An 8,020-nucleotide genomic window follows, 5' to 3' on the forward strand; every position below is an offset into this window, starting at 1 on the left:
GCCGCGCGGGCGGGCGCCCCCCCCCCGCGCCACCGGCCCCCCCCTCCCCCCCGCCCCGCCCCGCCCCCCCCACCAAACTCCCCCCCCCCCCGGGGGGCGCGGGCAATAAACGATTCCCCACCCACCCCGCTCCTGCACTTACTGCACGACATCCCCGCCGGTCAGGCGGCGAAGGAGATGGTTCATGTGTCCGCTGCGCCCGTGCTGGCGTTGCGCGGGGTCTCGAAGCGATTCGGTGCCGTCCAGGCGCTCACCGACGTAGAGCTCGAGATCCACTCCGGCGAGGTGGTCGCCCTGGTCGGCGACAACGGCGCCGGCAAGTCCACGCTCGTCAAGACGATCGCCGGCGTCCACCCCATCGATGACGGTGTCATCGAGTGGGAGGGCAAGCCGGTCTCGATCAGCAAGCCCCACGACGCCCAGAACCTGGGCATCGCGACGGTCTACCAGGACCTCGCGCTGTGCGACAACATCGACGTCGTCGGCAACCTCTTCCTGGGTCGCGAGCTCAAGCGCCGCGGTGTCCTCGACGAGGTGGAGATGGAGCGCCGCGCCCGCGAGCTCCTGACCACCCTGTCGATCCGGATCCCCAGCGTCCGTATCCCCATCGCCTCGCTCTCCGGCGGACAGCGCCAGACCGTGGCGATCGCCCGTTCGATGCTCGGCGAGCCCAAGCTCGTCATCCTCGACGAGCCCACCGCCGCCCTCGGCGTCGAGCAGACCGCACAGGTCCTCGACCTGGTGGAGCGGCTGCGCGAGCGCGGCCACGCCGTCATCCTCATCAGCCACAACATGGCCGATGTGAAGGCCGTCGCCGACAAGGTGGCGGTGCTGCGGCTGGGCCGCAACAACGGCGTCTTCAGCGTCAAGGACACGTCGCAGGAAGAGATCATCTCCGCCATCACGGGAGCCACGGACAACGCCGTGACGCGCCGGGCGGCCCGCACCGGGGAGGCTCGCAAGTGAGCACCGAACACCACACCTCGGCACACCACACCTCGGCGGAAGAGGTGGCCCAGCTGGCCAACCCGGCGGCCCCGGCCGACGCCATTCCCGCGGTGGACCCCCGGCTGCTCGTCCGCGAGCAGGGTCTGGCCGGCTACCTGAGCGAGTTCGGCCGCAAGATGAAGGCCGGCGACCTGGGCTCCCTCCCGGTCGTCATCGGCCTGATCATCATCTGCGGCATCTTCCAGGGACTGAACGCGAACTTCCTGTCCCCGGAGAACCTCACCAACATCGCGATCACCATGGTCGCCACCGGCATGATGGCCGTGGGCATCATCTTCGTGCTGCTGCTCGGCGAGATCGACCTCTCGGTCGGCTCGGTCAGCGGTGTCGCGGGTGCCCTCTTCGCCGTCCTGGCCGTCACCCACGGCGTCAACGAGTGGGTGGCGATCCTGGCCGCCGTCGCGGGCGGTGCCCTGATCGGCGCAATCCACGGCTTCTTCTTCGCCAAGATCGGTGCGCCGGCCTTCGCGGTCACCCTGTCGGGCCTGCTGTTCTGGTCCGGCGCCATGCTGCAGATCCTGGGCAGCAACGGCACGATCAACATCGACTCCGACGGTGTGGTGGGCCAGCTCACCACGTACTTCTTCACGGACGTGGCGGCCGGCTACGGCCTCGCCGCGGTCGCGGTGATCGGGTACTTCCTGGCGAGCTTCTTCGACAACCGCCGCCGCGAGGCCGCGGGCGTCCCGTCCCGCCCGATGAGCGAGATCGCCCTGCGCACGGGTCTGCTGGCGGTCTTCACCTTCGGTCCCGCCGCGGTGTTCAACCAGTACAAGGGCCTGCCGCTGGCGGTCGTGCTCTTCGTGGTGGTGCTGGCCGGCACGGACTTCCTGCTGCGCCGCACCACGTTCGGCCGGAACGTCTTCGCCCTCGGCGGCAGCGTCGAGGCCTCCCGCCGCGCGGGCATCAGCGTCGTCGGGATCCGCATCGCGGTGTTCACGATCTCCGGCACCTTCGCGGCCATCGGCGGCCTGTTCTGGGCCTCCAAGATCGCTGCGGCCAACCAGAGCGCCGGCGGCGGCGACCTGCTGATGAACGTGATCGCGGCGGCCGTGATCGGCGGCACCAGCCTCTTCGGCGGCCGGGGCCGGACCTGGAACGCCCTCCTCGGCGTCATGGTCATCACCTCGATCCAGTACGGTCTGGCCCTGCAGGGCATCGCCACGCCGATCCAGTACATGATCACCGGTGCGGTGCTGCTGGCCACCGTGGTGATCGACTCGGTCACCCGCAAGACCCAGAAGACGGCCGGACGCGCCTGACACCGCGCCCGCCGCGGTAAGACCGGTCACAGTGCCCGGTGCCACCCCGTGTGGCACCGGGCACGCGTGCGTGCGTCCGTACGTACACCTGTGTGGGTATACGCCCGAATGTGGTGTGTGACATCGGGGTGATGTGCACAGGGATGTATGCAGGTATGACAAAGCCGTGACCCGCCTGCGGCAGCCCGATGACCGCGGTCGCCGACGGAACATTAGACTCGACAGACCAGCAAGCAACTGCAAGGAGGCACGGGTGCTGCTGACCCGCATCAAGGGACCGCGCGATCTGGACCGGCTCAGCCAGGAGGAGCTCGACCAGCTCGCCGCCGAGATCAGGTCCTTCCTCGTCGACGCCGTCTCCAAGACCGGCGGGCACCTCGGCCCCAACCTCGGGGTGGTCGAACTGACGATCGCCCTGCACCGGGTCTTCGACTCGCCCAAGGACAAGGTCCTCTTCGACACCGGCCACCAGGCCTACGTCCACAAGCTGCTCACGGGCCGCCAGGACTTCGGCAACCTGCGCTCCAAGGGCGGTCTCTCCGGCTACCCCTCGCGCGCCGAGTCCGACCACGACGTGATCGAGAACTCGCACGCCTCCACCGTGCTGGGCTGGGCCGACGGCCTCGCCAAGGCCAACGAGGTGCTCGGCCGGGACGACCACCACGTCGCCGCCGTCATCGGCGACGGCGCCCTGACCGGCGGTATGGCCTGGGAGGCGCTGAACAACATCGCCGCCGCCAAGGACCGCCCGCTGGTCATCGTCGTCAACGACAACGAGCGCTCGTACGGCCCCACCATCGGCGGCCTCGCCAACCACCTGGCCACCCTGCGCACGACGGACGGCTACGAGCGCTTCCTGGCCCGCGGCAAGGAGATCCTGGAGCGCACCCCGGTCGTCGGCAAGCCGCTCTTCGAGACCCTGCACGGCGCCAAGAAGGGCCTCAAGGACTTCATCGCCCCGCAGGGCATGTTCGAGGACCTGGGCCTGAAGTACATCGGGCCCATCGACGGCCACGACATCGAGGCCCTGGAGTCCGCCCTGCAGCGCGCCAAGCGCTTCAGCGGCCCGGTCATCGTGCACTGCCTCACCCAGAAGGGCCGCGGCTACACCCCGGCCCTGGAGCACGAGGCGGACCGCTTCCACGCGGTCGGCGTGATCCACCCGGACACCGGCCTGCCGGTCAGTACCGATGCCGCCAGCTGGACCTCCGTCTTCGCCGACGAGATGGTCAAGCTCGGACACGAGCGCGGGGACATCGTCGGCATCACCGCCGCCATGCTCCACCCGGTCGGCCTCAACAAGTTCGCCGAGGCCTTCCCGGACCGGATCTTCGACGTGGGCATCGCCGAGCAGCACGGCGCCACCTCGGCGGCGGGCCTGGCCACCGGCGGGGTCCACCCGGTCTTCGCGGTGTACGCCACCTTCCTCAACCGCGCCTTCGACCAGGTCCTGATGGACGTCGCCCTGCACAAGTGCGGGGTCACCTTCGTCCTGGACCGCGCCGGTATCACCGGCACCGACGGCGCCTCCCACAACGGCATGTGGGACATGTCCATCCTCCAGGTCGTCCCGGGCCTGCGGCTGGCCGCCCCGCGCGACGCCGAGCAGCTGCGCGCCCAGCTGCGCGAGGCCGTGGTGGTCAAGGACGCCCCGACCGTCGTGCGCTTCTCCAAGGGCGTCGTCGGCCCGGCCGTCCCGGCCGTCGGCCGGATCGGCGGCATGGACGTCCTGCGCACCCCGGCCCCCGAAGTCACCCGTCCGGACGTACTGCTCGTCTCGGTCGGCGCGCTCGCCCCGATGTGCCTGGAGATCGCCGACCTGCTCGACAAGCAGGGCATCTCCACGACCGTGGTCGACCCCCGCTGGGTCAAGCCCGTGGACGAGGCCCTGGCCCCGCTCGCGGACCGGCACCGCGTGGTCGTCACCGTCGAGGACAACGGCCGCACCGGCGGTGTGGGCGCCGCCGTCTCGCAGGCACTGCGCGACGCGGGCGTCGACGTACCACTGCGCGACTTCGGCATTCCGCAGCGCTTCCTCGACCACGCCCTGCGCAAGGAGATCATGGCCGAGATCGGTCTGACCGCGCCGGACATCGCCCGGCAGGTCACCGGCCTCGTCGCCAAGCTGGACGGGCGCTTCGACAGCGAGACGGCCGCCGCCGTCGACTAGCCGACGGCGGCCGGCCGGGACGCCCGGCCACGGACCACCGCGCGGTTGCACGTCACGGGCCGGGAGATCACCCTGGAATGGGTGGGCCTCCCGGCCCGTTCGCGTGCGTCGTCACCCGCCGGAGGTGCGTCGGTGAGCAAGGATCTGAACAGTCCCTTCCGCACCAAGACGGTGGAGCAGTCCATCCGCGACACGGAGGAGCCGGAACACGCGCTCCGCAAGTCGCTCTCCGCCTGGGACCTGACGGTCTTCGGTGTGGGTGTCATCATCGGCACCGGCATTTTCGTCCTGACGGGCATCGCCGCCCGCAACAATGCCGGGCCCGCCACCGCCCTCGCCTTCGTCGCGGCGGGCATCGTCTGCGCCCTCGCGGCGCTGTGCTACGCCGAGTTCGCGTCCACCGTCCCGGTGGCCGGATCGGCGTACACGTTCTCGTACGCCTCGATCGGCGAGCTGCCCGCCTGGATCATCGGCTGGGACCTGGTGCTCGAGTTCGCGCTCGGCACCGCCGTCGTCGCGGTCGGCTGGTCCGGGTACGTGCGCCACCTCATGCGCACGAACCTCGGCTGGAACCTGCCAGCCGGGTTGTCCGGGCCGGACGAGGGCGGCACCTTCGACCTGCTGGCCTTCCTGCTGGTCCTGGTGCTGACCGCGATCCTGGTCGTGGGCACGAAGCTGTCGGCCCGGATCACCGCGATCGTCGTCGCCATCAAGGTGTTCGTGGTGCTGCTGGTCATCATCGCGGGCCTGTTCTTCATCAAGGCGGACAACTACAAGCCGTTCATCCCGCCGGCCCAGCCACAGGAAACGGGCAGCGGCTGGAAGGCGCCGCTGGTGCAGCTGGTGTTCGGCTACGAGCCCACCAACTTCGGTGTGATGGGCATCTTCACGGCCGCCTCGCTCGTGTTCTTCGCCTTCATCGGCTTCGACGTCGTGGCCACCGCGGCCGAGGAGACCAAGAACCCCCAGCGGGACATGCCGCGCGGCATCATCGGCTCGCTGATCATCTGCACCGTGCTCTACGTCGCCGTGACGCTGGTGGTCACCGGCATGCAGAAGTACACCGAGATGTCGCCCACGGCCCCGCTCGCCGAGGCCTTCAAATCGGTGAACCAGCCGTTCTTCTCCGGTGCCATCAGTCTCGGGGCCGCCGTCGGGCTGATCACCGTCTGCATGATCCTGCTGCTCGGCCAGACCCGCGTGTTCTTCGCGATGAGCCGCGACGGACTGCTGCCGCGCGTCTTCTCCGTCACCCACCCGAAGTACCGCACCCCGTACCGCGCGACCATCCTGCTCGGCGGGATCATCGCGGTCGTTGCGGGCTTCACCAGCCTGGAGAAGCTCGCGGAACTGGTGAACATCGGCACCCTGTTCGCCTTCGTGGTGGTCGCCCTCGGCGTGATCGTCCTGCGCAAGACGCGCCCCGACCTGCACCGGTCCTTCCGCACCCCGTGGGTGCCGGTGGTCCCGATCCTGTCGATCGCGGCCTCGCTCTGGCTGATGCTCAACCTGCCGGCCGAGACCTGGGCCCGGTTCGCCATCTGGATGGTCATCGGCTTCTTCGTGTACTTCCTGTACGGCCGCAGCCACAGCCGTCTGGGCAGGTCCGGCCAGGAGGCGGAGTACTAGGACCGCTCCCGCGGTCCGACCCCGACCACGAAAGCGGCCGTACGGGGAGCACCTCCCCGTACGGCCGCTCGTGCGTGCGGTGTCGCGTCAGCCCTTGGCGGGGGACTTCTTCGCCTCCGCCGGGATCTTCTGGTCCGTGCGCAGGGCTTCCCACAACATGCCGGCCTGCGGCTCCGCGACGATCACGCGGTTCGGGTCCACCTTGTCGTAGGCCACCGGAAGCATGATCGTCTCCATGGTGTCCGGGTCCACGCCCTTCATGCTCTGGGCGAAGTCGGCCAGGGAGGTGAGGGAGGCGAGGTCGGAGTCGGTGGTGAGCGACTTCGTACCGGCGTCGGCGAGCTTGTACAGGCGCGCCGGGTTGCCGAGGGCGTCCTGCTTCTTGATCTCCGACAGCATCGCCATCATGAACTGCTGCTGGAGGCCTATGCGGCCGAGGTCGCTGCCGTCCCCGTAGCCGTAGCGGGTACGGACGAACTTGAGCGAGTCGGTGCCGTTGAGCCGGTGCGTGCCGGCGTCGAGCTTGAGCCCGCCCTTGGCACCGCTCATCGGCTTGTCCAGGGTGACGGTGACCCCGCCGAGCGCGTCCACCAGGCCCTTGAACCCGGCGAAGTCGACCTCGACGAAGTGGTCCACGCGGATCCCGGACATCTGCTCCACGGTCTTGACCACGCAGGCCGGGCCGGCGAGCGAGTACACCGAGTTGAACATGACCCGGTTCGTGGCCTTGACGGTCTCGCCGTCGGTGCCCTTGCACTCGGGCCGGCTGATCAGGGTGTCGCGGGGGATGCTCACCGCGGTGGCCTTGGACCGGCCCTCGGGTATGTGCACCAGCATGGCGGTGTCCGAGCGGGCGCCGCTCACATCGCCGTGGTCGAGGTCCGCATTGGCCCCGGCGCGCGAGTCGGAGCCGAGGACGAGGACGTTCTGCGCGCCCGCGACGACCTTCTTCGGGCGGTTGTCGCCGAGTGCCTGGTCGAGGTCGACGCTGTCGATGTTGCCGTTGAGGTGGCTGTAGGCCCACCAGCCCGCGCCACCGGCCGCGAGGATGAGCACGGCCACCGTCAGGAGCACGATCCGCAGGGCGCGTCGCCTGCCGCCGCGCCGCGGTCTGCGCCGCGTGGGAGGAGTGGCCGAGGGCCGGTCGGTCATGGAGGCAGAGCCCTTCTATTATCGATGGGGTGCATCATAAGACACACTTTCGAGTGGCTGGTTCTTTTCGGTGAAGAGCTCCGCCGCTTGAGCAGGACATTCTCGGCAGATGGGTGGACAGCGGCGTGATCCGAGGCAAAGGCGGTGCCCGTACCGCCTCTTCCGCCCGCGGGGCGCAACCGGCGCCCGCGGGCGGACCGGGTTCCCGCCGCTCCTCGCCGCCGGCCGGAAACTGGTTGTTCCGGGGGAGCGACGGCCGGCTGACGGCCTACGCCTGTACCCCGCACGGCCTGCTGCGCTGGACCGAGGCGGCGGCGCCGCGCACCGGCTGGACCGGCCCCGACGTCTTCGAGGTCCCGGGCTGGATGGGTACCGTCTCGATGGCGCAGAGCCGCGAGGGGTACGTGCACTTCGTCGCGCTCCGGGCCGCCCAGGACGGCTCCGGGCGGCCGGAAATCATCGTCTCCACCCAGTTCCAGACGGGCCGCGCCATGACCGACTGGCACGCCCTGGGCACCCCCGGGCTGCGCGGCGGCCCCGCCGACGACCGGCCGGCCGGCCCGCCGCGCATCGCCGTCAACCAGCGCTCCGGCTCCACGCACGTCCTCGTCTCGATGCGCCTCGGCGGCGTCCTGCGCCGCAGCCGCAACGCCGAGGGCGTGTGGGGCGGCTGGAAGCAGGTGGCCCCGGAGCCGTACGAGAGCGGGGTGACCCCGCTGATGCCCGCAGGCGGCCAGCTGGAGATGCTCGTCCTCGGACCGGCCGGGGCGCGCCCCGGGGCGCGCGCGCGCGCCCGCGG

5 protein-coding genes and 1 pseudogene are annotated in these 8,020 nt (G+C 70.2%); 5 read left to right on the plus strand and 1 reads right to left on the minus strand.

The features are described 5' to 3' along the window. The first annotated feature begins 177 nt into the window (after positions 1–177). The 4 genes from ACFXA3_RS08940 to ACFXA3_RS08955 all read left to right on the plus strand — a co-directional run bounded on the left by ACFXA3_RS08940 (position 178) and on the right by ACFXA3_RS08955 (position 6,069). Positions 178–966, plus strand: a complete 789-nt coding sequence (locus ACFXA3_RS08940) for an ATP-binding cassette domain-containing protein (RefSeq protein ID WP_054225816.1) — start codon at positions 178–180, stop codon at positions 964–966. Between the two features lie 44 nt (positions 967–1,010). Continuing rightward, positions 1,011–2,270 (plus strand): sugar ABC transporter permease, encoded by a 1,260-nt coding sequence (locus ACFXA3_RS08945; protein ID WP_385184016.1) that lies wholly within the window; start codon positions 1,011–1,013, stop codon positions 2,268–2,270. 253 nt (positions 2,271–2,523) lie between these two features. Next, positions 2,524–4,440: a 1-deoxy-D-xylulose-5-phosphate synthase gene (gene dxs, locus ACFXA3_RS08950; protein WP_385183991.1), complete on the plus strand. Its 1,917-nt coding sequence runs from the start codon at positions 2,524–2,526 to the stop codon at positions 4,438–4,440. A gap of 132 nt (positions 4,441–4,572) precedes the next feature. Beyond that, a complete protein-coding gene (locus ACFXA3_RS08955) occupies positions 4,573–6,069 on the plus strand; it encodes an amino acid permease (RefSeq protein WP_385183994.1) in 1,497 nt (498 codons plus the stop codon). Between the two features lie 87 nt (positions 6,070–6,156). On the opposite strand, the gene ACFXA3_RS08960 is transcribed toward ACFXA3_RS08955, so the two are convergent. Next, positions 6,157–7,221: an LCP family protein gene (locus ACFXA3_RS08960; protein WP_385183997.1), complete on the minus strand. Its 1,065-nt coding sequence runs from the start codon at positions 7,219–7,221 to the stop codon at positions 6,157–6,159. Between the two features lie 236 nt (positions 7,222–7,457). Here ACFXA3_RS08960 and ACFXA3_RS08965 point away from each other — a divergent pair. Further along, a pseudogene (locus ACFXA3_RS08965) lies at positions 7,458–8,020 on the plus strand (hypothetical protein); the annotation flags it as partial.

The organism is Streptomyces sp. NPDC059456, assembly GCF_042750055.1.
In the GTDB taxonomy this organism is placed as follows: Bacteria; Actinomycetota; Actinomycetes; order Streptomycetales; family Streptomycetaceae; genus Streptomyces.

Excerpts from the sequence above, each read along its gene's own strand:
- ACFXA3_RS08940 (WP_054225816.1), top strand. The coding sequence starts at position 178 with ATGGTTCATGTGTCCGCTGCGCCCGTGCTGGCGTTGCGCGGGGTCTCG.
- ACFXA3_RS08960 (WP_385183997.1), bottom strand. The coding sequence starts at position 7,221 with ATGACCGACCGGCCCTCGGCCACTCCTCCCACGCGGCGCAGACCGCGG.